This is a genomic window from Mesorhizobium sp. W050, from assembly GCF_054719535.1.
The window spans coordinates 4662865-4687697 of sequence record NZ_JBTTIH010000001.1; the positions used below are offsets into that span (position 1 = coordinate 4662865).

19 protein-coding genes and 1 pseudogene are annotated in these 24833 nt (G+C 62.3%); 4 read left to right on the top strand and 16 right to left on the bottom strand.

Annotated elements, in window-relative coordinates; genetic code table 11:
• Nucleotides 1-510: 510 nt before the first annotated feature.
• Complete coding sequence (locus tag ACYG9Y_RS22475; protein ID WP_245260383.1) at nucleotides 511-1308, bottom strand: DUF2259 domain-containing protein; 798 nt, start codon at nucleotides 1306-1308, stop codon at nucleotides 511-513.
• Nucleotides 1309-1526: 218 nt separating this feature from the next.
• Here ACYG9Y_RS22475 and ACYG9Y_RS22480 point away from each other — a divergent pair, with 218 nt between their 5' ends.
• Both ACYG9Y_RS22480 and ACYG9Y_RS22485 read left to right on the top strand, forming a co-directional pair.
• A complete protein-coding gene (locus ACYG9Y_RS22480) occupies nucleotides 1527-3434 on the top strand; it encodes a propionyl-CoA synthetase (protein ID WP_023684216.1) in 1908 nt (635 codons plus the stop codon).
• A 71-nt stretch (nucleotides 3435-3505) separates the two neighbouring features.
• Complete coding sequence (locus ACYG9Y_RS22485) at nucleotides 3506-4207, top strand: metallophosphoesterase family protein (RefSeq protein ID WP_245260382.1); 702 nt, start codon at nucleotides 3506-3508, stop codon at nucleotides 4205-4207.
• An 89-nt stretch (nucleotides 4208-4296) separates the two neighbouring features.
• Here the strand turns inward: ACYG9Y_RS22485 and ACYG9Y_RS22490 are convergent, their stop codons facing one another.
• The 6 genes from ACYG9Y_RS22490 to ACYG9Y_RS22515 all read right to left on the bottom strand — a co-directional run bounded on the left by ACYG9Y_RS22490 (nucleotide 4297) and on the right by ACYG9Y_RS22515 (nucleotide 11927).
• Nucleotides 4297-6675: a polysaccharide biosynthesis tyrosine autokinase gene (locus ACYG9Y_RS22490; RefSeq protein ID WP_023738101.1), complete on the bottom strand. Its 2379-nt coding sequence runs from the start codon at nucleotides 6673-6675 to the stop codon at nucleotides 4297-4299.
• Between the two features lie 183 nt (nucleotides 6676-6858).
• A complete protein-coding gene (gene galU, locus ACYG9Y_RS22495) occupies nucleotides 6859-7755 on the bottom strand; it encodes a UTP--glucose-1-phosphate uridylyltransferase GalU (protein ID WP_023668795.1) in 897 nt (298 codons plus the stop codon).
• Nucleotides 7756-7830: 75 nt separating this feature from the next.
• Nucleotides 7831-8781 (bottom strand): glycosyltransferase family 2 protein, encoded by a 951-nt coding sequence (locus ACYG9Y_RS22500; RefSeq protein WP_023738100.1) that lies wholly within the window; start codon nucleotides 8779-8781, stop codon nucleotides 7831-7833.
• Nucleotides 8771-9715 (bottom strand): glycosyltransferase family 2 protein, encoded by a 945-nt coding sequence (locus ACYG9Y_RS22505; RefSeq protein ID WP_198018618.1) that lies wholly within the window; start codon nucleotides 9713-9715, stop codon nucleotides 8771-8773. Before ACYG9Y_RS22505 ends, ACYG9Y_RS22500 begins: the two co-directional genes overlap by 11 nt.
• Nucleotides 9715-10710 carry a glycosyltransferase family 2 protein gene (locus ACYG9Y_RS22510; protein ID WP_023738098.1) on the bottom strand — a complete coding sequence of 332 codons (996 nt, stop codon included), beginning with the start codon at nucleotides 10708-10710 and terminating at the stop codon, nucleotides 9715-9717. Before ACYG9Y_RS22510 ends, ACYG9Y_RS22505 begins: the two co-directional genes overlap by 1 nt.
• A gap of 44 nt (nucleotides 10711-10754) precedes the next feature.
• The gene (locus tag ACYG9Y_RS22515) at nucleotides 10755-11927 is read right to left on the bottom strand and encodes a glycosyltransferase family protein (RefSeq protein ID WP_023738097.1); all 1173 of its coding nucleotides are present in this window, start codon (nucleotides 11925-11927) and stop codon (nucleotides 10755-10757) included.
• Between the two features lie 294 nt (nucleotides 11928-12221).
• Between ACYG9Y_RS22515 and ACYG9Y_RS22520 the strand changes: the two are divergent.
• Nucleotides 12222-13271: pseudogene (locus tag ACYG9Y_RS22520) on the top strand (polysaccharide pyruvyl transferase family protein); the annotation flags it as partial.
• A gap of 225 nt (nucleotides 13272-13496) precedes the next feature.
• Here ACYG9Y_RS22520 and ACYG9Y_RS22525 read toward each other — a convergent pair.
• The 9 genes from ACYG9Y_RS22525 to ACYG9Y_RS22565 all read right to left on the bottom strand — a co-directional run bounded on the left by ACYG9Y_RS22525 (nucleotide 13497) and on the right by ACYG9Y_RS22565 (nucleotide 24141).
• A complete protein-coding gene (locus tag ACYG9Y_RS22525; RefSeq protein ID WP_023684224.1) occupies nucleotides 13497-14960 on the bottom strand; it encodes a lipopolysaccharide biosynthesis protein in 1464 nt (487 codons plus the stop codon).
• Nucleotides 14957-16126, bottom strand: coding sequence for a glycosyltransferase (locus ACYG9Y_RS22530; protein WP_023738095.1), 1170 nt, complete (start codon nucleotides 16124-16126; stop codon nucleotides 14957-14959). Before ACYG9Y_RS22530 ends, ACYG9Y_RS22525 begins: the two co-directional genes overlap by 4 nt.
• Before the next feature lie 221 nt (nucleotides 16127-16347).
• The gene (locus tag ACYG9Y_RS22535; protein ID WP_023736210.1) at nucleotides 16348-17589 is read right to left on the bottom strand and encodes a glycosyltransferase; all 1242 of its coding nucleotides are present in this window, start codon (nucleotides 17587-17589) and stop codon (nucleotides 16348-16350) included.
• A 223-nt stretch (nucleotides 17590-17812) separates the two neighbouring features.
• Nucleotides 17813-18892, bottom strand: a complete 1080-nt coding sequence (locus ACYG9Y_RS22540; RefSeq protein ID WP_023738094.1) for a glycosyltransferase — start codon at nucleotides 18890-18892, stop codon at nucleotides 17813-17815.
• A 31-nt stretch (nucleotides 18893-18923) separates the two neighbouring features.
• Nucleotides 18924-20255 (bottom strand): UDP-glucose dehydrogenase family protein, encoded by a 1332-nt coding sequence (locus tag ACYG9Y_RS22545; protein WP_023668805.1) that lies wholly within the window; start codon nucleotides 20253-20255, stop codon nucleotides 18924-18926.
• A gap of 55 nt (nucleotides 20256-20310) precedes the next feature.
• Nucleotides 20311-21210, bottom strand: coding sequence for an endo-1,3-1,4-beta-glycanase ExoK (gene exoK / locus ACYG9Y_RS22550; protein ID WP_023738093.1), 900 nt, complete (start codon nucleotides 21208-21210; stop codon nucleotides 20311-20313).
• A gap of 115 nt (nucleotides 21211-21325) precedes the next feature.
• Nucleotides 21326-21721 carry a cytochrome P450 family protein gene (locus ACYG9Y_RS22555; RefSeq protein ID WP_023738092.1) on the bottom strand — a complete coding sequence of 132 codons (396 nt, stop codon included), beginning with the start codon at nucleotides 21719-21721 and terminating at the stop codon, nucleotides 21326-21328.
• 127 nt (nucleotides 21722-21848) lie between these two features.
• A complete protein-coding gene (locus ACYG9Y_RS22560) occupies nucleotides 21849-22871 on the bottom strand; it encodes a glycosyltransferase family 2 protein (protein ID WP_023738091.1) in 1023 nt (340 codons plus the stop codon).
• Between the two features lie 145 nt (nucleotides 22872-23016).
• Nucleotides 23017-24141: a nucleotidyltransferase family protein gene (locus tag ACYG9Y_RS22565; RefSeq protein WP_023738090.1), complete on the bottom strand. Its 1125-nt coding sequence runs from the start codon at nucleotides 24139-24141 to the stop codon at nucleotides 23017-23019.
• Between the two features lie 486 nt (nucleotides 24142-24627).
• On the opposite strand from ACYG9Y_RS22565, the gene ACYG9Y_RS22570 reads away from it, so the two are divergent.
• Nucleotides 24628-24780 carry a lasso RiPP family leader peptide-containing protein gene (locus ACYG9Y_RS22570; RefSeq protein ID WP_023684233.1) on the top strand — a complete coding sequence of 51 codons (153 nt, stop codon included), beginning with the start codon at nucleotides 24628-24630 and terminating at the stop codon, nucleotides 24778-24780.
• The last annotated feature ends 53 nt before the right edge of the window (nucleotides 24781-24833 follow it).

The following is a 24833-nucleotide window of genomic DNA, read 5'->3' on the forward strand; positions in this document are numbered from 1 at the left end:
GCGGCGATGCGGGTCTGTCCATTGCGCGGGCGAGAGGGAGAACAGGCCGGCCTGACCGTTCTGTGGCAATCCGGCAACGCCACCATCCTCACGACACAGGCGACCGAAGCCTAATGGAGACATCCAATTTCAGATTGTGGTAACTTCCACATCATTCAGAGCCTGAGAACAGGGAAGCACCCCAGAAATCGTCGGTGATTGCAGCTGGTAATCACCGCCGCAAACCGTCAAGCCGGCTATCTCGCAGGGTCAAGGTCTTGCTTTTCTTACCTAAAGTAAGCTATGCAGTCGCGGGGTTTTGGGAGAGCATTGGGTATGCGTTACAATTGGGAGCGGGCGCCGACCGCGTTCGAACGTCATCGAAAAGCGTTGGCAGCCGCCATATTGATTGCGGGTGGCGTCGGGCTGATGCTGGCGGCCTTGCCGCTTTAAGAGCTGATATCCGACACGAACGCCCTGCTTTCTCCGGGCGCATGAGCTTTTTCTGCCTGCCACAAGGGGGGCCGCGGCTTAGCGTGCCTGGCCGGTTACGGCGATGAAGCGGCGGTCCCGTCCTTCGAAGCCCTGGCTGAAGCGCTGCACCAGCACGGCCAGTACCGCCGGCTTGTCGGGCGGGGCGTATTCGTAGGATTCCGACAGGCTGTAGGAGGTCGGGCAGTTGCGCGAGCCCGGCACGGCCTTGTCCTCGTGCAGCACCTTGAACGGCTTGCCGTCCTGCCCCTGCAGCGACAGGCGGAAGCCGCGCGCCTTGCCCGTCTTGTCCCCTTGAAGTGTCTTGTCGCCTTGAAGTGTCTTGTGCCCCTGAAGAGGCTGGTCGCCTTCCTTGGCGTCATCAAAGCTTGCCGAGCAATCCTCCTTGCTGTCGGCCAAAATCTCATCGAGCTGGATGGTCGAAATCTGTGTTTCGCCATAGAACGGCGACAGCCATTTCTGCGCGGCCTGCTCGAGGCGGGGGATGTCGTTGTACTCGACCGTGTCGTCCGGGAAGGTGAACCTGTCGGAGGCCGTGCGCGTGCCGCGCTCGGCGATGCCGTATTTGGCCAGGATTGGCGCGGCCTGCTTTGCGGCCTGCGCCCGTGCCTGCTCCACCGTCGTGGTCGCCTCTTCCGATTCATCGAGGACAAGGATCGGCTTGCCGCCGACGAACTCGTCTGTGCTTGTGTCGATGATGTCGATCTGCGACCAGCCGGAAAGGGCAGCGTCGACCTCGCCATATTGCTCGAAGGCGAAATATTTGCCGTCGGGGGAAAAGCCGATGATGCGCCGCGCGGCGGCATCGCCGGCCTGGGCGGCGGAAACGATCGTCAACAGCAGCGCTGCTCCAACGGCAGATCCAACCCCGTATCGTACCGTCATTGCGCGCCCTGCCCCGATTTCAAACCCGGCCATGGTGCCTGCAATTTATGGCCAAGGCGAGATCGGCCAAGCCCCAAATTTCGGGAAAGACATGGCATTTGGGGAAAGACGTGGCCGGGAAAACCCGCATAGGCTATTGCAACATAGAGAGTTTTCCCGAGGAGGGATGAATGGCGTCACGCTACCACGAGGTCTATGACGGCTGGAAACGCGACCCGGAACAATTCTGGGCCGCTGCCGCCGAGGCGATCGACTGGTATTCGCCGTGGACCAGCGTCTTCGATGCCAAGGCGGGCGTTTACGGGCGCTGGTTCAACGGCGCCACCTGCAACACCTGCTTCAACGCTCTCGATCGCCATGTCGCAGGCGGCCGCGCCGACCAGATCGCACTTATCTACGACAGCGCGATCACCGGCACGGTCAAGAAATTCACCTATGCCGAATTGAAGCGCGAAGTGGTAGCGCTGACTTCGGTGCTCAAGAACCGCGGCATTCGCAAAGGCGACCGCGTCATCATCTACATGCCGATGGTGGCCGAAGCGACGATCGCGATGCTTGCCTGTGCCCGCATCGGCGCGGTGCATTCGGTGGTGTTCGGCGGCTTTGCCTCGCACGAGCTCGCCACCCGCATCGACGACGCTAAGCCGAAGCTGGTCATCTCCGCGTCCTGCGGCCTGGAGCCTGGACGTGTCGTGGCCTACAAGCCGCTGCTCGACAAGGCGATCGAAATGTCCCGCCACAAGCCGGACGCCTGCCTGATCCTGCAGCGCGACCAGCTGCGCTGCGATCTGAGGGAGCATTACGATATCGATTTTGCCGACGCCGTTGCCCGCGAGCGGGCGGCGGGCGCCAACGTCGATTGCGTTCCGGTACTGGCTACAGACCCGCTCTACATCATCTATACCTCCGGCACGACCGGCCAGCCGAAGGGCATCGTGCGCGACAATGGCGGCCACATGGTCGCGCTCAAATGGACGATGGAAAACGAGTTCGGCGTCAGACCGGGCGAAGTATTCTGGGCGGCCTCCGATGTCGGCTGGGTGGTCGGCCATTCCTACATCGTTTACGGACCGCTGCTGCATGGTGCGACAAGCGTGCTGTTCGAGGGCAAGCCGATCGGCACACCCGACGCCGGCACCTATTGGCGGGTGATCGCCGAACACGGCGTTGTCGCGCTGTTCACCGCGCCGACAGCCTTTCGCGCCATCAAGGGGCAGGACCCCAAGGGCGAATTCGTGCCGAAATACGATCTGTCGAAATTCCGCACTCTGTTCCTGGCCGGCGAACGCGCAGACCCGGAAACCATCAAATGGGCGGAGCAGAAACTCAACGTGCCGGTGGTCGATCATTGGTGGCAGACCGAGACCGGCTCGCCGATGACCATCAACCCGGCAGGCCTCGGCCTGCTGCCGGTGAAATACGGCTCGCCCGGCGTGCCGATGCCGGGCTACGACATTCGCGTGCTCGACGATGCCGGCCATGAAGTGCCGCGCGGCACGCTTGGCAATGTGGTGGTGAAACTGCCGCTGCCGGCCGGCTGCCTGCCGACGCTGTGGAATGCCGACGAGCGTTTCCGGCAGGCCTATCTCGAGGAGTTTCCCGGCTTCTACAAGACGGCCGATGCCGGCATGATCGACGAAGACGGCTACCTCTATGTCATGGCGCGCACAGACGACATCATCAATGTCGCCGGACACCGGCTGTCGACCGGGGCCATGGAGGAGGTGCTTTCAGCGCATTCCGATGTTGCCGAATGCGCCGTCATCGGCGTCGCTGACGCTATGAAGGGCCAGGTCCCGCTCGGCTTCGTCGTGCTCAATGCCGGTGTGTCGCGCGATACCGCTGCCATCGAACGCGAAGTGGTGGGGCTGGTGCGCGAACGGATCGGCCCGGTCGCCGCCTTCAAGACGGTGGTGACGATCAAGCGCCTGCCGAAGACGCGCTCCGGCAAGATCCTGCGCGGCACCATGCAGAAGATTGCCGACAAGGAAGAATGGACGATGCCGGCGACAATCGACGATCCCGCCATTCTTGACGAGATCACCGCGGCGCTCAAAGCCCGCGGCATCGGGGTCTGACGGCCCCAGTGGCGTTGTTTCAGCGGTCCAGACCTCCCCGGCCGGCGCCGCGCGAGCGCCTGGAAATGGATATGGACGACACCGTCGTCTACGCGATCGGCGACGTGCATGGCTGCTACAAGGAATTGCTGTCGCTGGAGCAGAAGATCCAGCTCGACGCGCTGCAATTTCGCGGCCGCAAGATTATCGTCATGCTCGGCGACTATATCGATCGCGGGCCGCAATCGTCGCGCGTGCTCGACCACCTCTTGGCGCTGCCGCCAACAGAGTTCCTGCGCGTCTGCCTGGCGGGAAACCACGAAGTGGCCATGCTGAACTATCTCGACGGCTATCTGTCGCGGGACCGCTGGCTGGCGGTCGGCGGCCTCGAGACGCTGTTTTCCTATGGGGTCGATCCGGCGCGGCTTGCCAGCCTCTATGCCTTGAGCGACGAGGTCGACCGGCGCGTGAAGGAAGTCATTCCGGCCAGCCATATCGACTTTCTGCGCAGCCTGCCGGTGCTGCTCTGTTCGGATAAATTCGTTTTCGTCCATGCCGGCATCAGGCCGGGTATCGACCTGGTCGCACAGGATGAGCAGGACCTGCTCAACATCCGCGACGAGTTCTTCAACGCCGCCTATCTGCTCGACCGCTTTGTGGTGCATGGGCACACGCCGGTCGATATCCCCAGGCTTGACGGGCGAAGGCTCGGCATCGACACCGGCGCCTTTCAAAGCGGCCGGCTGACAGCGCTCAGGATCGCCGGTAAATTCGGCAAGCTGATCTTTTCCTGACCTGCCGTGCTTCTTCGTTTGAGCGTGATCCTTTCCGAAAACCGGATCCGCTTTTCCGGATCACGCTCCTTTTCAGGATCGCGCTCCGTTCAGGCCGCGGTCTTGGCCCGCACGTCCGATTTCTCCAGATAGTAGGTCGAATAGCGGTCGAAGAACTTTTCCGAGCCGCCGAGCGAGCCGTATTTCGGCAGCTTCTTCAGATCGACCTTGTTGAGCACGGCGCCGACGACCTTGCTTGCGACGTAGGGTTCCTGCTCCAGCAGCGAGCGCACCATGGCGCGCGGCGTGCGGCCCCATTCGGCAACCAGCACGAAGCCGTCGACCAGCGGCGCAAACGCCTTGGCGTCGACCACGGGGCCAAGCGGCGGCAGGTCGACGATGATGTACTCGAACGTCTCCTTGGCGTTGTCGATGAAGCGCCGCATGCCGGCCGACGACAGCAGCTCGCTGGTATGCGAGAACTGCCCACGCAGCACGGCCGGGATGATCGCCAGCTTGGTCTGGCGGTCGACCTTGCCGACCGACTGCCAGGTCTGGCCGTTGACCACGGCCTCCATCAGCCCCTGCTCGGCCTCCATGCCGAGGTTGCGGCTGAGGCCAGGATTGCGCAGATCGGCGTCGATCAAAAGCGTCTTCGAGCCGTTGGCGGCCAGCAATCCGGCGAGATTGGCGGCGACCGTAGACTTGCCCTCGCCGGGCAGGACCGAGACCACGCCTATGACCCGGCTGCCTTGCCCTTCCATGACGACGTCGAAGGCGATCTTGGCGTTGCGCAGCGTTTCGGAGAACATCGATGCCGGCGCATCGACGCTGACCCGCAAGCGCGCCCGTTTCTCGGCCGCCGACAATGTGTTGGCGCCTTTGGCATCCGCCGCACCGTCGTCGGCGTCCTTGCCGAGCCTGCCGCCGATCATCGGCAAATAGCCGAGGAATTTGAGGCCGACGCGATCGCGAATGTCCTCGCCGGTCCTGAAGAAGCGCTCGTTGAACTCATTCAGGCCACCAAAGCCGGCGCCAAGCAGCACGCCAAGCACCAGCGACAGCGCCAGCACCCTGGAGGTGCGCGGGCTTGAGGCGGAAAGCGGCGTTGAGGCATCCGAGATGATGCGGACCTTGCCGACCGGGAAGGATTGCTGCTGCGAGGCCTCCTCGTAGCGGCTAAGGAAAGTCTGGTAGAGCGTGGTCAGCGCCTGCGCCTGCTGATCGAGCTCGCGCAGTTTGACCTGGCTCTGGTTGTCGATGGAGCTCTTGCCGGCCGCGTCGGCGATCTTCTGCCTCAGTGAGGTCTCGCGTGAAAGCGCGACTTCATATTCATTGCGATAGCTTTCGGTCAGCTGCTTCAACTCGCCGAAAATCTGGGTCGACAGGTCGGCCTTCTCCTTGGCCAGCGCCACCGCCTGCGGATGGTCGGCGCCGAAATTGGCCGTCACGTCCTGCAGCCGCTTGGCGACTGTGAGATAGCGGGTCTTGAGCGTTGCAATGACGGAGCTTGCCGGCTGATCGCTTGAGATGGCGGAATCGTTGAAGGCATTGTCCGAGCCGCTTTCGACGATGGTCTTGTATTGCTGATAGCGGGCGCTGGCGCGCGCCGTATCGGCCTGCGCGACGATCAGTTGCGCGGTGAGATCGGCAATCTGCTTGTCGCTGATCAGCTGGCCGTCGCTGTTGGCGGCCAGACCATGCTCGGCCCTGAATTTCTCGACCGCCATAGCGGCCGCCTGTGAGTTCTGACGAAGCTCGGTCAGCCGGCCCTGCAGCCAGACCGCAGCGCGCTCGGTGGCGTCGAAGCTGGCATTGAGCTGGTCGGCGAGATAGGCGTCGGCATAGGCCTTGGTGATGGCGGTGGCGAGTGCCGGATTGGTCGACTGGTAACCGATGGCGAGCACATAGGAGCGGCCGTTGCGCTGCGCCAGCACCTCGCTCTGCAGCTTCAGCACGGCATAGTCGTGGCGCGCCGTCTGCATCATGGCCTGGCGTGTCGCCTCATCGACGTTTTCCATGCCGGGAATCTGCTCGGCGGAACTTGAGCGGAAATAGCCGATCACGCCGCGCACGAAGCCGATGCCCTTGACCAGCGCCGATTGCGGCGGGTTCATGAACTCTGCGTTCTGGTCGAGTTTCAGCTTGTCGACCACCACCGAGGCCAGCCGCGCCGAGGTGATGATTTCGATCTGGCTGAGCAGGGCGGCGTCGGTCTGCATGGTGACGGATGCAGCCGAGATGTCGTCGATGACCTTGTTCAGGCCTTCGTCGATCAGCACGCTGGCGACCGACATGTATTGCTTGGGCGTGGTCTGCAGATAGAGCAACCCCAGGAACAGGCCAATGATGGCGCAGACTGCCACCACCTTGACCTGACGCGCCGCCATGCCAAGCAGGCGCTCGACGTCGATGAAGTCTTCACCCTTTTCCTGATCGGGGTTGGGCAACGGCATCCTCTTGTCGAGAGGAAAGCTGGCATAATTCATCTTCGATCCAATTCTAGGTTACAGGCGCCGGAGCGAGACGGGGCACCTCGCCCGGAGCTGCGGAGATCGGGGGCAAGATATGCAACGCAAGCTTCATGCCATCTGGCGCCGGGCCTGAGCGGCCTGGCGTGCAGGCACGAGCCGCGCCATCGTCCAAACGCATATGCCCTCGAAAGATGGGCATTATGCGGCCACTTCCTGACGCTCATGCGACCGCACGAACGCCTGCAGCATTTCCAGCACAGGTCCCTTCATGTCGTCGCGCGCCAGCGCGAAGGCGATGGTGGCCTCTATGAAGCCTTCCTTGGAGCCGCAGTCGAACATGCGGCCATTGAAAGGCTGGGCAAAGAAAGACTGGCTTTTCGCCAGCCGCACCATGGCATCGGTAAGCTGGATTTCGTTGCCGGCGCCGCGTTGCTGGTTGCCCAGCAGCGAGAAGATCTCGGGCTGCAGGATGTAGCGGCCGTTGATGTAGTAATTCGACGGCGCATTGGCCGGCGCCGGCTTTTCGACCATGGCCGTCACCTCGAAGCCGCTGCCTGTCTCGGCGCCGCGCCCGACGATGCCGTATTTGCTGGTCTCGCTGGGATCACAGCGCTCGACGGCGATCACATTGCCGCCGGTCTGCTGATAGAGATCGACTGTTTCAGCCAGGCAACCTCGGCGGCCGAACGACACCATATCGGGGAGCAGCAGGGCGAAGGGCTCGTCGCCGATGACTTCGCGTGCGCACCACACCGCATGGCCGAGACCATGTGGCGACTGCTGGCGGATGAAGCTGGTGGCGCCGGCCACGGGCAGCATGCTTTCGAGCGCCTCCAGCTGGGTCTTCTTGCCGGTTTGTTCGAGCGTTCCAATCAGTTCGGGGTGCAGGTCGAAGTAGTCCTCGATGACAGCCTTGTTGCGGCCGGTGACGAACACGATGTGCTCGATGCCGGCTTCGAAGGCCTCGTCCACCGCATATTGGACGACCGGCCGGTCGACCACGGGCAGCATCTCCTTCGGAATCGACTTGGTTGCCGGCAGGAACCGTGTTCCAAGCCCCGCCACAGGGATGACTGCCTTCCTGATTTTCTTCATCGCAAATTCCTTCTGAGCAGATCGATTTCAGCCTGTTGCAGGCCATGAACAAACGTCTTCATGTACTCGCCCTCCTTACCTCTCCGCGCCGACGGCAAACTGCGCCGCCACCCTTTTGAGGCGGACGGCGATCGGCATCGACATGTGCCTGACAGCCGCCGGATCACTTAGCGCGGTGCGTATCGCTTTCAACGGCGAACGCGCCTTGATGTGCTGGACCAGCGACAGGAACGATGCCGCCTTGCGCAGGCTGCGGGCGCGTTTGGCGAAGGCGGCCGCAGCAGCAGCGTCCATGGAATTGGTCTCGGCGAAGACCGCGTCGGCCTTGCGCATCGCCTCGATATGGTGAAGCTCGAGCACGCGCGAGATCGAGCCCGTGCGGATGTGGTAGATATAGCCGGTCGTCGGCTCGACCACGCATTTTCCGCCCTTGGCCAGCGCGTTGGCGAGCAGGATGTAATCCTCGCCGATGCTCAGACTTTGATCATAGCGAAGGTCGTTTTCGATCAGGAAACGGCGCTGGAAGATCGGCTTGAGATAGCCAAGGTTGAACGTGGATTCGAAAACGATGTTGCCAGCGATGTAGTCGGCGAGCGTGATTTCACGCAGGCCCTCCAGATATTTGGCGGGAAACATCGTCGCTTCGGCAATGCCGTCCTCGCGCACCACCTGGAGGTTGTCGACGGCGATTACAGCGCCCGCACTTTCGGCTCGCGCGATCATGGCGGCGAGCCGCCCGGGCAGGACGGCATCGTCGGAATCGAGCACCGCGACCCAGCGGCCTGTGGCGAGGTCGAGGCCGGCATTCCTGGCGCCGCCAGGGCCACGATTTGCCGGCAGCGCAACCACTTTGACGACATCTTTTGGATAGGCTCTTGCGACGTCGAGCGTGTTGTCGCGCGACTGGTCGTCGGCGACGATGATTTCGACGCTGACATCGCGCTGGGCCATGGCGCTTGCGATCGCCCGGTCGAGCGTGGCCGCGGCATTGTGGGCTGCGATGACAAAGGAGACGTCAGGCTGCACGCTTGCCTCCTTGCTGCGGGGAAGACAGTCCGTATTGGCGAATTTCGCTGATACCGACCAGGCCGCTGACGACGCCGACATGCATGATGCCCCGCAGCACGCTGCGGTTGCGGCGGACCGGGCTAATCGCGGTCAACGCCGCCATGCCGAAGCAATAGACGGCCTTGGCCGAGGCAAGGCCGACAGCCTTCGCACGCTCTATCACGCCTGCGTCATGGCCGATGAGGTGGCCATGCGTCTGGCCGAAGCGGAAGCGGCGGCGGCGCAGCCAGTCGAAAGCGGCTCGCGAACGCGGCACGACTTCCTCGACCCACGCCTCCGGCGCAAAGGCGATGCGACCGCCTGCCTTGACCATGCGGTCGAAGAATTCGGTGTCCTCGCCGCCGCTCTGGCCGCGCGCCAGGCTGAAACGACGGTCGCGCAAGCTGTCGGCGCTCATCCTCAAAAGGACGTTGCAGGTGTAGCCGGTGCGGATTTCGCCCTGCACCCAGACCGGCAAGGTCGAATGAAAATCGCCCTTGCGCATCCAGTCCGGCGCATCCGGGCGGTAGAGCGCCCGCACCGGACCGAGCACGGCCTCGGCGCCGATTGTCTCTGCCGCAGCGACCAGTTTGGCCAGCCATTGCGGGGAGGCGGTTTCATCGTCGTCGATGAAGGCGAGAAAATCGGCCGTGCTGGCATCAAGACAGGCGTTGCGGGCGACCGAGATGTTGCGCGCCGGGGCGTGCCGGTAGCGGACCACGAGCTTCAATTCGCTCGCCAGCGCGGTCACCAGCGGCTCGGCGGTCGGCTCGTCGTCATTGTCGGCGACGATGACGCCGATGCCGAAACCGGCAGGCATATCCATGGCAGCGAGCGACCGCAGCGTGTCGGCCAGTTCCGGCCGCCGGAACGTGCAGACGCAGATGTCGATTCGGCGGCTGTCGGCGACCATCATGCCACCCCGCGCTGCGATCGCGAGCCGAGCAGTTGCAGCCAAAACCCGAGCGACCAGCCGAAATGCATGACCATCGCCGAAATGCCCGCCAGCACATTGTTGGGATTGCGCTGGCTGATGGCGGTCACAGCGCCGTAGCCCAGACAGACCGAAGCCCAGACCAGCAGCGGCACCGCCGCCAGCCAGTGGATAAAGGAAAATACCGCGAGAAGGACGACCGGCGCCACCAGCAGCGGGATCATCTGCCGAACTTTCGGGATCATGCGGTGCTTGAGCACATTCTTGGCGCGGCCGCGGCCATAGCCGAGATATTGGAAATACAGGCCCTTCAGCGACGAACGCGGATAGTAGACCATCTGCGTCTTGCCGCTCATCCAGATGCGGTAGCCTGCCCGGCGCAGCCGGTAGTCGAGTTCGGCATCCTCATTGTGGCTGAAGCTCTCGTCATAGCCGCCGACCGCGGTGAAGGCCGAGATCCGGATCAGCGCGTGATGGCCATGGTCCACCCATTCGCCGGCGGAAAGGTGCCGGTGCTTGGAGCCGCCGGTGCCGAGCTTGGAATTCTGCGCCGCCGCGACCGCTTTCTGCACCGCGCCGCTGCCGCTGGTCAGCATCGAGACGACGACCGAATCGGCTGAAGTGGCGAGCGCCTCCTCAACCAGCCGGTCGCAATAATCGGCGGGATAGCCGCCATGGGCATCGATGCGGATCAGGTATTCGGCGCCGTCACCGAGGCTGGCGACGGCGAGATTGATCGCCGCGCTCTGGATACGTTTTGGGTTGTGCAGGAGGACGACCTGAGGGTCCTTGGCCGCAACCGCTTCGACAATGGCCAAAGTACCATCGGTGCTGCCGCCATCGGCAACGACGATGCGGGCGCCGAGCCTTAGCGCTGCCGGCCTGAGCTGCTCGAGCAACGCGCCGATATGGGCTGCCTCATTCAGGCACGGAATGACGATCAGGCTTGGCGGCAGCGCTTCGGTTTGCGTCATCGGCGCCTTCCCATGCTCTGTACTTTTCCCATCATCAGCCATCGCTAAGCCAGCGCTTCGGTGACGAAGGGACCGGGGACCGCCGCCAGACCGCGCAGCCTGTCGACAAAGGCGCGGCAGTCGCTGCGGTCGTAGCTCCAGGTTCGTGGGTTGCGGGCCAGCACACGCGCCTTGGCCTTGCCGAAGTGCTCCTGGTCCATGCGGCCGAGCGCGGTTTCCAGGATTTCGGGCGTGGCATCGGAAAGCAGGACGCCAATGTCCTGCTGGTCGAGAAAGCGCCCGGTCTCGGTATTGCCCATCGAGATCGGCACGGCGCCGAAGCGGCAGCCCTCATAGAGGCGGTTGGGCAGCAGCCATTCCGAATTCTGCCCTTCCTCGAAGAAATCGATCGCCCAGGAAAAATGCACTTCGCCGTAGATCGCGGCCATGTCTTCCGGGTTGCGGTAGGGGCCACGAAAGGAGAGATAGGGTTCGGCCTCGACAAAAGCGTGGAAATCCGGGAATTCCGAGAGTGCCGGACGGCCCCGGAGGACGACCTCGAAGCGCCCGCCCTGACGGCGCGTGAAGTCGGCCAGCAGCTCCAGCGAGCGGCGGCAGCGCAGCGCGCCGAACCAGCCGATGCGCCACGGGGGTGCTGCAGGGTGTTCGGCCTTTGACCTGTCATCCAAGGCGATCGGCGCGGTTTCGAAGTATTTGTTTTCGACCAGTTCCACCGGTGCGGCGACCTGCCCGAACGGCTTGAAATAATTGGCGATGAAGGCCGGTGAGCTCGTCACCAGAAGCTTCACCTCGCGGGCGAGATAACGCTCCGCTGTGCGCAGTGCTTTGCCCAGCATGTCATTGCGCAGCACCAGGCGATGGATGTCGAGGCATTCGTAGACGATCGGCACGCCGCCGCGAAAGGCGGCCTTGGCGCGCCTGGCCAGCGCCAGCATTTCCAGATTGCGCGCGATGATGAGGTCGGGCTTCGGCATCGCCGCAAGCTTCGAGCCTATCGACAGCGCCGCCTTGGCGACCGCCGCCAGACGCTGGCCGAATCGGCCGTCTCGCGTCGCGCCGAGGTCGACCGGCTGCAGCCCCTCGACGTCGGGAACAGCATTTGTGGTCCGACGGAAGCCGGCCAATGTGACCCGCGCGCCGCCTGCCTTGAGCATTATGATCCGCCGGCGCACCGCCGGGTCGGAAACATCGTGCACAAGGTACAAGACATGCAGCATGAAAACTCGACCGCTGTTGGCCCACCCACGGGAATGCTAACCCAGCTTTTGCTGCATCGCAACATTTTTGGTGCGCCGTAGCATAAGTGCACGTTTTTTGTTGCACTGCAAAATTGATGCGTTACCCTCCGTCGGGCTTGAGCGCCGCTCTGGCTGGTCACCCAGCCCGATGCAGCGATGGATTGTGACGCGAGCCGCATCGGGATCGTCCTGGCGTGGGTATTTTCGGTCACCATGCCCGTCCTAGGCACCGCAGGCCCCGCCGCGGAATCTGCTGACGAAATGAGGTATCCCATGAAGATCGTCGTTGAAAACACAGTCTGCCTGAATACCGGGGATGCGGCGATTCTGCTGGCGATCCGCCACATTCTCAAGACGATCGTGCAAGGCGACGTGCGGTTTGCCGTCTTCGACAGCCAGCCCGAGGTTGCGGAACGACTCTATCCGAAGACGGATTATCCCGACCTCGAATTTCATAAGCTGCTGTCGGAATCCCTGTTCCGATACAAGAATGGCAGCGGGCTGAGGGACCGGTTCAAGCCGATCTACAATCGGCTCGTTCTCCAGGCTCTGCGCTGGTTTGGCAGCAGCGCGCTAGGCAATTTTTTCAGCCATCGCGACCGGCGCGGTCTCGATATCTACGCCGACGCGGACATGGTGGTCACCACAGGGGGAACCTATCTCGTCGAGAACTACAATCTCGAACGACGCCTCAATCAGTTCAGGCTCGATGCCGTATTTGGCAAAGATCCGGTCTTCTTCACGCAATCCCTCGGTCCGTTCGACAAAAGTTACAACCGCCAGGAGCTCGGCCCGATCTTTGACCGCAGTCCGCTCATCCTGTTGCGCGACGAACGGTCGCGGACCCATATCCGGGACTTGGTGAAGGATCTCGGCAAGTGCCACGTGGTGGCCGATGCGGTATTCGCCTTGGCCGATACCGACAGGATCCGCAAGCGTCTCGCTTCCAGCCAGCCGCCGGCGTCGACGGGCCGCGTCGCTATTTCGGTCCGCCACTGGAACTACGTCAGCGACGGTGAGGGCGGCATGCGCCGCTATCTGGATTCGATCCGCGAGATCGCCACAATTCTTGTCAGGGACCTTGGCAAGGAGGTGACCTTCGTCTCCACGTGTCAGGGCGTGCCGGAATATGCCCATGACGATTCCAAGACCGCACAGGCCATCGTTGCCGAGCTCGATCCTGAGATCGCCAGCCACGTGACAGTGGACGCTTCGTTCCACACGCCGGACCAGTTGATGGGGCTGGTGAAGGGCTTCGACTTCGTCGTCGCGACGCGCATGCATATGATGATCATGTCGCTTTGCGTCGGCACGCCGGTGCTGCCGATCGCCTACGAGTTCAAAACCAAGGAAGTGGCCAAGCGAATCGGTGTCGACGATGTGCTGCTCGACATCGACACCGTGACGCCCGAAGAGGCGCGCGAAAAGCTCGGCCGGTTTGCGGGAAATCTCGACCGCTATCGCAAGACAAGCCTTCAGGCCGTGCTCGAAGAACATGCTTCGGCAATGTCGGCCACAAACCTGCTGGCGCCGCTGATCGCCGGCCGCTCAGCGGATATTGCGCGCGGCGTTGGACAGGGTGGTGAACAAGGCGCGTCGCGACTGCGGGACGGCAAGCATGAAAACGAGACCGATGCCGTAGTTGAGGGCAAGCGCCAAAAAGACCGCGAGCAGGTCTGACTGGCCCGTTAGAGACGCCGGCAACCACAGGTACAGGAACCAGGCAAGCAGGGACGAGGCGATGAAAAGCCCCTGCATGAGCAGGAAGTCGGCGGCGGTCACCGGACCGACGCGATGGACCAGTAGCGCCAGCACGGGAACGCGCAGCACGTAACCGCTGATGGCATAGGCCGCGGCAACGCCGACGGCGCCCCAGTGCAGGCCGACGACGAAGGCAGCGACGGTCGTCAGCGACGAATAGATGCCCCAATGGAACATGGTCTTCGTCTTGCCCTGACAGATGAATATCCATCCCGTCGTGCTTGAAACGGACTGGACCAGGCTGGCGATGCCCAGCCAGGCAAAGATCGGTGCGACCGGTGCCCAGCCCGCGCCGAAGAGAAGTCCGACGATCTGATTGGAGGTCAGCGTCAGCGCCGCGATGCCCGGCATGGTAACGGCCGCCAGCATCCAGTTGGTGCGCACATAGATATCGCGAAAGCGGGCCTTGTCATCGTGGATGCGGCTGAGCAGCGGCACCATGACCCGTGTCAGCGGCTGGTTGATGTTCTGCAGCGGGAACAACAGGAGCTTGTAGGCGCGGTCGTAATAGCCGAGTTCGATCGCACCGGAATATTTTCCGATGAGAATGTTGTCGAGATTGCGCGAGAAGAAGTTGGCGAGGTTGAAGCCGGTCAGGTTGGCGCCGAACGACAATATATCGGCATCGACCTTCAGGTCCGGCCGCAAAGGCGTCCAACGCGCCACCAGCCAGGCGGCAGCCAGGGCGATAGCTGCCGAAACCGCCGGGCCGATGACCAGCGACCAGTAGCCCAACCCCGCATAGGCCGCGATCGCGGCGGCCAGAAGTCCGGCGGCGGCGCTTATCACGTCGTTCAGTGCGAGCTGGCCGAACTGCAGGTGCCGGTTCATCAACGCCAGCGGCACTGCGGCGAGACTGCCGAGAAGCAGCGGCAGGGCGGAGCCAAGGGTGATGCCGGACATACGTTGATCGCCATAGAACGCGGCGATGGCAGGCGCCAGGCCGGCCACTACCACGGCACTACCCAGCCCGACGAGCGCGCTGATCCAGAACACCTGGTTGAGCTGCTGGTTGCTGATGTCCTTGCGCTGAACCACAGCCTGCTGCAGGCCCAGATTCTGAAGCAGCCCGACGAAGGCCACGATCGGCCCGACCGAAGCCACCAGACCGAAATCCTCGGGGACCAGCAGACGGGCCAGCACGATGACGGAGAGAAACTGGATCGCCATCTTGAAGCCCTGGGCGCCGATGGTTACCAGCCCGCCGCGCAGGGCGACACGACCGAACTGGGGGGGCGGATTGGCGTTCATGCAAGCGACCTCGTTTCGCCAAGCCGCATGGCGATTTCCACGAAATGTTGGTTCAGCAGATCGGAGTTGAACTCGGCCTCGATCTTCTTGCGCGCCGCGAGAGCGATCCCTTCACACGGCTTCGGATTCTCGGCGATCCAGGCAAGCTTGCCGGTCAGCGCCGCAACGTCCCGCTCAGCCACGAGAAAACCCGTCTTGTGATCATCGATCAGTTCAGGGATCCCGGAATGATACGTGCTGACCACCGTCAGGCCGGCGGCCATCGCTTCCATCAGGGAAACCGGAATGCCTTCCAGATCGCCATCGCGGGCGCCGACGCTGGGCAGCAGGAACACATGCGCGTCGCGCAGACGCTGTTTGACTTCGCTGTGCGGCCGGGGCCCAAGAAAATTCACCCTGTCGGCAATGCCGAGCTCTGCGGCGATCCCCTTCAGCTCCTCGAGAAGTTCTCCGCCGCCGATCACCGAGTAGATCCAGTCTCGCCGCGGCAGGCCAGCAAGCGCGCGAAGCGCATATTCGATGCCCTTCTTTTCAGTCAGGCGGCAGACCGAGATGAAAGAGAGCGTGGCCTGCTCCCATGAACGCCACCGATAGTCGATCTCACTCGGCCGCACCCCCATGTGGTGAACCACAACCTGCTCCGGTGATGCACCGACCTCAATCAAGGCGTCGCGGAAAAACGCATTCACCGGCAGTTGAAGAACGCCCTTTTCGAACACAACTTTGTAGCGCGCGAGCGTATCGTCATGCAGCGGTTCGCCGACATCACGGCCGTGAAATATCGTCACCAGGGGAGCGGAAATCCTCCCGCGCTTGATGGCGCGGGCCACGCGCATGCCGTTGTTGCCGAAATGGGCAACGATGACGTCGGCGCCCTGCAGTTTTCGCGCATGAGCAATGTCGATGGCGGTCGAGAGCTTGTCCCAGAACCTGCCGGACCACTTCCTGAGCAGCGGGCGATAGCGACCCAGGCCACCCCACCAGCATACGACCTTTCCTGGCAACGCCTGCCAGCGCGGATCATCGATGTTGCTGTCCCTGCCGAAGGACGTCTCGTTGCAGACGACGCCGACTTCCATGCCGCGCTCAAGGCATCCGGCTATCTGGTCGAGAACAAAGGTTTCGGACAATGAGGGAAACTTGTCGACTACAAAGCAGATCTTCATCGGCAGGATGCGCTCGTCCGGGGAGCCGGTGTCCCTTTGACAAAAGCCGGGCCGAAGACAGGGTGGCGGAAGCACAAGACATGCAGCATGGAACTCTACCGCTGTTGGCCCACCCGCAGGAACGTTAGTACAGGTCTTGCTGCACTGCAACATTTTTGGTGCAGTGTAGCAAGATTTCCCTCAGCTTGGCGTGCCTGCCGATCAAACGCAGAGGAGCAGTGTCAGCCGGCAGATGAAGGATCCGCCAAGCCCTCGGAAACGCCGACATGACCGGTGGGTGCATGCGCAGGGCTCGATGTGGCCAGTTGGGTAACGATCTGCGCAAAACGTTCATTCAGAACATCTGCGTTGAAGTCCTCCTCGACTTTGCGGCGTGCGGCAAGCGCGATACGCTCGCATTCGGTCGGGTGCTCCGCGGCCCAGGTAAGCTTGCCGGCAAGCGCTGAAATATCTCGCTCGGGCGCAAGCAACCCCGTCTCCCCATCCTTGATGAGCTCCGGGATTCCCGAATGATACGTGCTGACCGCAATCAATCCGGCGGCCATGGCCTCCATGAGCGCGACCGGAATGCCTTCCATATCCCCGTCGCTGGCAGTGATACTTGGCAGCAAAAAGAGATGCGCCATGCGAAGCCGTCTTTTCACCTCTGCGTGAGGGAGGCTGCCGAGGAATGTTACGCGACCAGCCAAGCCCAGCTCTACGGCCAGCTTCTCCAGATTCATCCGCAGAGGACCGTCGCCAACAATGTCGTAACGCCAGTCTAGCTGCGGCTGGGAGGCCTTGAGGGAGGCCAGGGCTCGCAAGGCGAACTCGACGCCTTTCTTTTCGACCAGGCGGCAAACCGTCGTCACGACCAGTTGGGTGCCTTCCCACGATTCCCAGCGATAGCCGATTTCGCGGGTGTCAATTCCCATATGGTGGACCGTCGTGCTCGCCTGGGACAGGCCGGCTTCCAGCAGCATCGTGCGGAAGTAATCGTTGACGGGCAGGTTCAGGGTCCCATGCTTGGTCAGCCCGGCATATTGTGTCGCGAGCACTGCCTGCCGCGCCGGGATCGCCACGTCCGCGCCGTGAAAGATGGTTATGATCGGTGGTTTGAGCACCTTCCATTTCTTCAGTGCGGCTGCTCTCTCGCCGTTCTGTCCGAAGTGGGCGACAATCACGTCGCAGCGGTTCAGGCGGCGTGCAAAGGCGATGTCGAGAACGGTCGAGGCCTTGTATCGCAAACGCGGCGGCAGACGCTGTACAAATTTGCTGATTACAGCGGCCCATCGCCACCAATGTCGGGTTCTGGCGAGCAGCGTCGCCATCGGCTCGCTTTGCCGGTCAATTCGGTGGTCACCTTGCATCTTTTCGCAGACCACTTCGACCTGAAAGCCCCGCGCCAGCAGCCCAGCCATCTGGTCCACGACGAAGGTTTCCGAAAGCAGAGGGAATTCGCCGACGACAAAGCCCACGCGCATGACCCGCCCATAAGGTTGGGGCTTGCTCGAACCAAGTGGTCCATATCGCACAAGCCCTAATGTAGACAGGCAGAATACACGTTGATTGCTGCAGCGCCACAAAATATTGCACTGCAGCAATTAAAAGTGATCCGGACGGGCGCACGACGCCTGGACCTGGCTAACGGGAACTTTGCGCGACCACGGTCGTGCAGCGTCTCAGCTGAAATGCAACACGACGCGTTTAGGCTGCGCGCTCCAAACCGACACGTCTTGCGCGGTCGAGAACGCCCATGAACGTTGCGAACTGGCTGTCGGGGTTCATTTGCCGCCGCTCCGAAAACTGACGTGCTGTCGCTGACAGCCGCTTGTACTCGGCCTCATCGCTCCACAGCCGCCTGACCGTTGCGACCCAGTCGGCGAGCGGGGCGTCGTAGTCCAGTACCACGCCGCCGGCGCCGATCGCTTCCGGCAGACCGCCGCGCCGCGAGCCGACCACGGGAATGCCACTACAATGCGCTTCCGAGGCCACCCGGCCCCAGGCTTCTTCCCATTTGCTGGGCGCAAGCAGGATTTTCGTGCGGCCGTAGACCGTCTTCATGTCGCTGGTGCGGCTTTCCAGCTTGACGTTCTGGAGGGGAGAGATTGTTGCTTCGATCCGGGCTCGATGATCGTCGTCGAGCTTCCAGCTTTCGACGAACAGGAACGGGATCTCGGGACAGGCGGCGGCAATGCGCACCGCAAGATCGAAGCCTTTTTCCTCATATGGATTGATGAGCGTGACAAATTCACCGGTCGTCGGTGTGCTGTAGAACGCGGGATTGATGGTCGGCGGAATAACCGTCGAATCGATATCGAATTTTGCCTTATAGGCGCGCGCGGTGAACTCGGAGTTGGCGATATAGACCGCCGAATGGAGCTCACGCAGATCGCCGGCCAATTCGTCGAATTCGACATTCCTCAGATAGACGGTCAGCGGCACGCCAAGCCTCTGCAACTCTCTGCCGATCGGCACCGAATTGTGGCACTGCACGACCGCGACATCCGGCCTCAACTTTTTGACGGCGAAGCCGGCCGCTTCCCAGGGGAACCACGCCCGTACAACCGGATAGCCCGGGAAATTGTCGATGACCGCGCGCTGACGAAGGAGCTTCATCTTGGCGCGCGCCCGGAAGCCGAACATGCCGTCGCCGAACAGCGCTGCCAGAACGGATGCCTCGTGACCGTTTTCGCGCAATTGCTCGACCAAGTGGTGGGTGCTCGACTGGACGCCCCCGCTGAATTGCGGCGGGTAGCCGGTGCCGCCTGCAAACAGAACTTTCATGAACCTGGCTCCGCGTTGTGCCGCCCTGCCTTCACGCCGCCATCCTGCCGATCGAGAAATACTCGATGCCGTGACGGGCGATGACCTTGGGATCATAGAGGTTGCGGCCATCGAAGATGACCGGCGTGGTCAGGGCATCCTTCACCGCGTCGAAGGACGGGGCGCGGAAACTCTTCCACTCGGTGGCGATCAGCAACGCGTCGGCGCCGCGCAACGCCGCCTCCTTGGTGCCGCACAAAAGCAGATCGTCGCGCAGGCCGTAGATGGCCTGGCATTCCTGCATCGCCTCGGGATCGTAGGCCTGCACATTGGCGCCGGCCTGCCACAGCGCCTCCATCAGGACGCGCGCCGGCGCCTCGCGCATGTCGTCGGTGTTGGGCTTGAAGGCGAGGCCCCAGAGCGCGAAGGTCTTGCCCTTGAGACTGCCCTTGAAATAACGGTGCACCTTGTCGAACAGCACCGACTTCTGGGCATTGTTGCGCTCCTCCACGGCGCGCAGCAGCTTGGCGTCGAACTTGACACCTTCGGCGGTCTTGATCAGCGCGCGGACATCCTTGGGGAAGCACGAACCGCCATAGCCGAGGCCGGGATAGATGAAGTGGTAGCCGATGCGCGGATCCGAGCCGATGCCCTTGCGTACCTCCTCGATGTCGGCGCCGAGCTGCTCGGCCAGATTGGCCATTTCGTTCATGAAGGAGATCTTGGTCGCCAGCATGCAGTTGGCGGCGTACTTCGTGAATTCGGCGCTGCGCACGTCCATCACGATCATCTTCTCGTGGTTGCGGTTGAACGGCGCGTAGAGCTCGCGCATCACCGCCTCGGTGCCCTCGCTGTTGGTGCCGACAATGATGCGGTCAGGCTTCATGCAGTCGGCGACGGCGGAACCCTCCTTGAGGAACTCAGGATTGGAAGCGACGTCAAAAGCCAGGTCCTGGCGCCCGCGCGCCTTCAGCGTCGCGGCTATTTTGGCCTTCACCTTTTCGCAGGTGCCGACCGGCACGGTCGACTTGCCGACGACGATCTTGGGACCGTCCATCTCGCGGCCGATGGTCTCGGCCACCGCCAGCACATATTTGAGGTCGGCCGAACCGTCCTCGCCGGGTGGCGTGCCGACCGCAATCATCTGGATCTCGCCATGCTTGACGCCGGCGGCGGCATCGGTGGTGAACTTGATGCGGCCGGCGGCGTGGTTCTCCTTGACCAGGGCCTCCAGTCCCGGTTCGAAAATCGGCACCAGGCCCTGGTTGAGCCGCTCGACCTTCTTTTCATCGACATCGACGCACACCACCTGGTGCCCGACCTCCGCCAGCACCGCGGCCTGCACGAGACCGACATAGCCAATTCCAAAGACCGTCAAATTCATTCGGGTTAATTCCTGTTCACGCCCTTTGGCCTTATATGGCCGGGCCGGTTCAGATCTACTTTATGCTGCTTACACTGCATGCCAGCGATTCCGGAAACTGGCACGGCTGGCCGAGCGCGGTGAAGGCGACGCGCTGCACCTGCATCGTCACCTGGCGGCCGGGGTCGGAAAAGGCGCCCATCCAGTTTTTCAGCGTGTCGCTGCCCCAGAGGCTGAAGAATATCTTCTGCGAGTGGGTCGGCAATTGCTCGGGATTGGTCACCTCCTGGACCAGCTTGCCGTTGACGTACCAGCGCAGCCGGTCCTTTTCCCAGATAAAGGCATAGTCGTTGAAGCCCTTGTCGGCGCCGCCTTCGACCTCGGCCAGCTTCTCGTTCTTGGGCTTGCCGGCGATGTAGCTGTTGACCTGCACCTTGGATGTATCCTTGGTCAGCACCTCGAAGTCGATCTCATACCAGGGCTGTTTGTCGGCAGGGCCGATATAGGTGAAGAAAGCGGCGTTGAGACCGGATCCGGTGTCGGTCTTCATCCGTGCTTCATAGGTCCCATAGCCGAAGCGCTGCTTGGTCTGGATCTCGGCGCAGGCGAACTCGCGGTCCTTCAGTTTGCGCTTTTCGAAGCCGAGCGTCAGCATGTTGTCGGAAAGTTTTACCAGGCTTTTCGACCAGGTGCAGTTCTGGTGATTGCCGTTCGACCAGCCGTCGGAGACATACCAGCGCGAACGATCGAAACTCTTGAAATCGTCAACGAAGGACGGTGCGCTTTGCATCTCCGGGGAGGTGTCCTGGGCGCGGGAGGGGTGCGCGGCGCCGAGCAGAGCTGCGGCTGCCGACAACAGAAGCGCACCAACGGATAGAAGACGCGTTGGGTTTACAAGACGCATTGGCCGATTTGGCCGCGCGGAAATCATGGCATCGATTGCCGCCATGGGCGTCGTCTTCGGATCTGCGTTCATATCAATTCACCTTTGTGCTGTTCCGCCCCAACCCAAAGTCAACGATTGGCCCACATTGCCAACGGGCCGATCCTCCGTCCCCGAACTTTCTCTTCTGTGTCTCGTGTGACCGTGTTCAGCCGAAGCGACCTGCGGATTTGACATATTCGCCGTGCGAATCAGAACTCTGGCCATCCTCGCCGACGATCGCGTCGAGTGAATGACGCAGTTCCTTCATCCGGCTCGTCTGGCGCACCAGCTCGGCGATGCGCTGTTCGCAGTTCAGGATGGACTTCGTCAGCTCGCCGACTTCCGACAGCTTGCTTGCCGACGCCGAGCCGTTCTCCATCGACTCGACCAGGAAGGCCGCGTTGGTGGACTTCGACCGGTAGCGGGCCTCCAACCCGGTCTTCTCGGCCGCAATCTCGGCCGTGATCTGATCCAACAGCTTTGCCAGACGGTCGAAACGCGCCAGATCGGTCTGCTTGTCGCGCGCTGGGTCCCTGGACCTGAAGCCGAAAATTGAAGCCATCCGGTTGGCCTTCCAAAATTGCTGCACCGCAACATACAGTGCCATCGTCGGGGCGTGTAGGCAACCTCCGAGTTTCAGAAAGGCAATTTTTTCAGCCTTGCGGCCGCCGTCCCGGACTTGGCGGAGCCTACTTTTGCGCCGCCGTGCTGGTAGCGGCCATGAGGAAGCGCAAGGGCGGCACCGGCTGCTGCCGCGGGGGCAGACCGGCGTGGCGAAACAACGCATCGAGCTTGTCGGCGGCCACGCCGACAACGATGGGAATGAAGTTCGACTGGCTGGCCAGCGCGTAGGCGGCCGCAGACGCCATGCCGCGCTCGGCCTTCACATCGAGAAAATTGCGCAGCCGGTATTTGTCACGCACATGCCGCTCGTGCTTGCGCAGCAGGGCCTTGGAGCCTTCCGGCAGGCTGTCGATCTTGAGCAGTGCCAGATCCGCATCGGCGAGGCGCTTCAGATCCTGTGTCTTGTGGCGCCCGCTCAGCGAATCGGCGCGCACGATCGCGCCATAGCCGCAGGAACGGATGACCTTGAAGCGTGCGCCAAGGGCAAAGGCGCGGGCGTACAGTTCATAATCTTCGCCGAGACGCAGGTTCTCGTCGTAACGCAGCCCATGCCTGTCGAGGAAAGCTCTTGATATCACCGGCTTGAGAAAGCCGAGTTCGCCGCGCTGGACACGCCGTCTGGAGATGTTGCCCTCGATGAACCGCTCGAAGTCGAGGAATTCCGGGTCCGCCGAAAAGGACGGAGCGACGATCTTAGAGATGTCGGTCGCCGTATCGTCACGGATCAGCATGATGTTGTCGGCGGCGAAATCCCAGTCGGTGCTGGCAAACAGCTGGCGAAACCGTCCCTGAAGGAAGAAATCGTCGGCGTCGAGAATGCTGATGAAAGGCGATTTCGACCCGGCAATGGCGGCATTGCGAGCGAAGGACGGGCCGCGATTGACGTCGAGCCGGATGACCGAAAGCCGACCGCTGCCATCGTCGGCAGCGCTGGCCACTTTTGCGGTGTCGTCGGTGGAGGCGTCGTCGACGACAACGACTTCCGCCACCTCCGGCTCGCGCAGCGCCGAGGCGATGGCTGCGGGAATGGTCCGGGCCGCGTTGCGCGCCGCGATGATCACGCAGACCCGGGATTCTGTCATGGACATAGGATGGCCTTTCGATTGCGTAAAGTGTCGCGAGGCCCCTCGCCCTCCCGGCGCGCGGCGCCGGACCCCGATCCATCCTCCCATGATCCATCCCCAGCGGATCGGGACGGAACGTTTTCTGCCTGCTGCATGACGACCCTCATCGTCACCGGCTTTCCCGCTCGAAAATCCGCCGGCTGAGGTCGGCTGACGCGGCCCAGCCGGCCTCGGTCAGGTAGCGGACAGGTTCGCGGCCGCACAATTCCCACAAAACGGTGCGCCGTTGCGGCCATCTGAGCGACGACAGCCACGGCGCGATGACCATGTGGAACAGGTCTTCATTGCCGATGCGTGACAGGATCCTGGTGGCCCGATCCGACAGCAGCGTGCCGGCGCCTCCAAGCAGCACATCGGCGGCGCGCAGGCCCAGCAGCAGGGTGTCGGCCAGCCCCTGCTCGGCCGCGTAGTCGAGCACAGTCTGCTGCTCGGCCTCGCTCAGCCGACTGGCAGCGGCCCGGATATCGCAGACATAGCCCGCGCATGGCTCGCGGTTGAACAGCGCCTTTGCGACACTGATGCAGGACAGAAGCAAAGTGTCGGAGGCCGAGATGAACGGCACGCTGGAGCCGGCGATCGCAAGCGCGCGCTTGCGGCGCAGGAACCCTTCCGTATCGCGCGGGCTGGGCGATCCCGGCTGCTGGAGCCGGTAATGGAGATCGACGGTGGACAATTTCCGACCCTGGCTGCGAACCATGTGCTGCTCGCCCAGAAAGCGCACCCACCAGACGGAGCGGGACTTGCCGGCGACCTCGTAGCCGATCGAGCGCAACGCATCGCGAGCTCTAAAGAAGCCGGCCGGCGACACCAATATGTCGACATCTCCGGACGGCTTCATGAAATGGTCGCCATAGAGCAGTTGCTGCTGGAGGGGCCCCTTCAGGAACACGAAATCGATGCCGCTGCCGCGCAGCGCCTTGTCGATGGCCATCGAATCCATGATGCCGGACGAGTTCATCGCAATCGTGCGCCGGCGATAAGTGTCGAGCCACTCGAGCAATCCCGGCGGCGTCTCGCCCGCCGGTGGGCGCGACAGCGCCTTCAGCATGAAGGTGGCGACCTTGTTCAGCCTGGCGATGGCGCAAACATCGGCAACGGAGATGGCCGGTGCAGGCGCGGTGCCGGGGCTAGCCCCGGAGGCGAAGAACAGCCGCAGGCACGCCTGCACATAGGCCACTTCGTCGGCGCAGCCAGCGGCGCGCAACCTTTCGAAGGTCCCTTCCTGCAAGGCCATCTGCTGCAGCATCTCCGCAAAAAATTCGCCAAGCGCGTTATATTGCAAGTGCGAAGCAAAGCATCGCCAAATTCATGCGCCGCGTCCAGTTTTTTCCTTGGAGACAATTTTCCTGCAACCTCTGCGTCTAACGACACGGTCGTACAACGATGCAAGGCGTCGCCTGATCGGAGCCTATGCCCGACACGTCAGCAACAATCTTGTGGGAACACGCGCTAGCGCCCAAATGACGAGCGTTCGACTAGAAAATTTAATGTAATAAAATCAGCTACGTAACTAAGAACCACGGTCACTCCGCTGAAATCACCTAGGCTGTGAAAATGCAAGCGGTTTTGATCACCATTGAAGGCTACCGCAACCGAGAATTGATTAACGGCGGGTAAATCAGGCTTGACTCATAAATGCTGCCATGCAGCTATTGCGGTGCAGCAATAGCTCGCTGCCGGCAATCGACAGGCCGCTTCCAGTCCACAAGTGGAGAGTAAATTGGAACAGAATGTTGAAAAGCATGAGTACGAAACCCCTAGCCTGACGGTCCACGGCTCGATCGAGACCATCACGCAAGGCGGTAGCGGTACTACGGCACTCGACGCCTCGTTTCCGGCACATACGCCGGTCGGCGAACTCACCTTCTCCTGAGTCTTCTCTCGTTGGGGTGACAAAGTCCGGACTCTGCAAACAGAGCGCACTAA

Coding starts and splice junctions, on each gene's coding strand:
- ACYG9Y_RS22490 (WP_023738101.1), bottom strand. CDS start 6,675: ATGAATTATGCCAGCTTTCCTCTCGACAAGAGGATGCCGTTGCCCAAC.
- ACYG9Y_RS22480 (WP_023684216.1), top strand. CDS start 1,527: ATGGCGTCACGCTACCACGAGGTCTATGACGGCTGGAAACGCGACCCG.
- ACYG9Y_RS22485 (WP_245260382.1), top strand. CDS start 3,506: ATGGACGACACCGTCGTCTACGCGATCGGCGACGTGCATGGCTGCTAC.
- ACYG9Y_RS22515 (WP_023738097.1), bottom strand. CDS start 11,927: ATGCTGCATGTCTTGTACCTTGTGCACGATGTTTCCGACCCGGCGGTG.
- ACYG9Y_RS22505 (WP_198018618.1), bottom strand. CDS start 9,715: ATGGTCGCCGACAGCCGCCGAATCGACATCTGCGTCTGCACGTTCCGG.
- galU (WP_023668795.1), bottom strand. CDS start 7,755: ATGAAGAAAATCAGGAAGGCAGTCATCCCTGTGGCGGGGCTTGGAACA.
- ACYG9Y_RS22530 (WP_023738095.1), bottom strand. CDS start 16,126: ATGAAGATCTGCTTTGTAGTCGACAAGTTTCCCTCATTGTCCGAAACC.
- ACYG9Y_RS22560 (WP_023738091.1), bottom strand. CDS start 22,871: ATGTCCATGACAGAATCCCGGGTCTGCGTGATCATCGCGGCGCGCAAC.
- ACYG9Y_RS22545 (WP_023668805.1), bottom strand. CDS start 20,255: ATGAATTTGACGGTCTTTGGAATTGGCTATGTCGGTCTCGTGCAGGCC.
- ACYG9Y_RS22535 (WP_023736210.1), bottom strand. CDS start 17,589: ATGCGCGTGGGCTTTGTCGTCGGCGAATTCCCTCTGCTTTCGGAAACC.
- exoK (WP_023738093.1), bottom strand. CDS start 21,210: ATGAACGCAGATCCGAAGACGACGCCCATGGCGGCAATCGATGCCATG.
- ACYG9Y_RS22555 (WP_023738092.1), bottom strand. CDS start 21,721: ATGGCTTCAATTTTCGGCTTCAGGTCCAGGGACCCAGCGCGCGACAAG.
- ACYG9Y_RS22510 (WP_023738098.1), bottom strand. CDS start 10,710: ATGACGCAAACCGAAGCGCTGCCGCCAAGCCTGATCGTCATTCCGTGC.
- ACYG9Y_RS22525 (WP_023684224.1), bottom strand. CDS start 14,960: ATGAACGCCAATCCGCCCCCCCAGTTCGGTCGTGTCGCCCTGCGCGGC.
- ACYG9Y_RS22565 (WP_023738090.1), bottom strand. CDS start 24,141: ATGGCCTTGCAGGAAGGGACCTTCGAAAGGTTGCGCGCCGCTGGCTGC.
- ACYG9Y_RS22540 (WP_023738094.1), bottom strand. CDS start 18,892: ATGAAAGTTCTGTTTGCAGGCGGCACCGGCTACCCGCCGCAATTCAGC.